This is a genomic window from Oleiphilus sp. HI0061 (assembly GCF_001635675.1).
In genome coordinates this window covers 1-986 of sequence record NZ_LWFE01000345.1, presented here as the reverse complement: position 1 = coordinate 986, position 986 = coordinate 1, and the positions used below count along the sequence as shown (strand labels likewise).

2 protein-coding genes are annotated in these 986 nt (G+C 47.6%); both read left to right on the top strand.

What is annotated here, in order from left to right; translation table 11 throughout:
* On the top strand, window positions 1-586 hold a 586-nt coding region (locus A3735_RS30280), incomplete at its 5' end, for a c-type cytochrome (RefSeq protein WP_231882389.1).
* Window positions 576-986 (top strand): cytochrome D1 domain-containing protein (locus A3735_RS04690; protein WP_304439960.1); only part of this gene is annotated, 411 nt, incomplete at its 3' end. The genes A3735_RS30280 and A3735_RS04690, both read left to right, overlap by 11 nt.

Sequence of the window (986 nt, the reverse complement as noted above, 5' to 3'; positions counted from 1 at the left end):
GGGATTGGCAATAGTGCTATTCGCGAACTTGTTGCTGGCGGGCGTCTCATCTGCAGAACTTGTTGAAGTAAAGACACACAAGATGCGTTTCATACCGGAAGTTGTAACAGTCAATATTGGCGATACGGTGCGTTGGCTGAATGTCGAGAAGAGGCAGTATCACAGCGTATGGTTTGAAGGTTTGGGAGAGCCTGAAGGTGAATACTTCTGGCCCGAAGAAAGCGTTGAACGCTTATTTGATCGCGCTGGTGTCTTTGACTATCGCTGCGGACCTCATCCACAGATGAGGGGCAAGGTTATTGTTAAAAAAGCTGAGCTGAAAGTTTCTGAAGAGCGTGCACTGGAACTGGACTATTTAGTGAAACAAGACTGTGGATCATGTCATGGGATGCTGTTTAAAGGTGGTTTAGGCCCGGCTTTGTTGCCGGAAAATATCAAGGCATATTCGGTTGAAGACTTAATGGCTGTCATCCTACATGGTCGCCCTGGAACGCCAATGCCCCCATGGAAAGCTATTTTGTCTGAGGCGGATGCTAACTGGATTGCTAAAGCTTTGAAGTCGGGAGAAATGATAGATGCGAATTAAAAGCCTTGCAGTGGCCTTACTAAGTATTAGTTTGGGGGCGTGTACTTGTTTGCATACCCAGACGGAGCCCAGGGCAACAGGTGACATGGGCGTCATTATTGAACGTGCTACTGGAAGCGTAAAGATCATCGATACCAGTGACAAGAAGCCCGTCGGCAGCATAGATCAATTGGGAGACCTTTCGCACGCTTCCGTTGTTTTTTCTCGTGACGAACGGTACGCCTATGTATTTGGTCGCGATGGTGGCTTAAGCAAGATCGATATCTTGACTGAAGAGATCAGTAAGCGAGTGATTCAAAGCGGTAATAGTATTGGCGGTGCCATTAGTCAGGATGGATCTTTAGTAGCTGTTTCCAACTACACGCCTGGTGGCGTAAAGGTCTTCGATAGCGAAACGCTT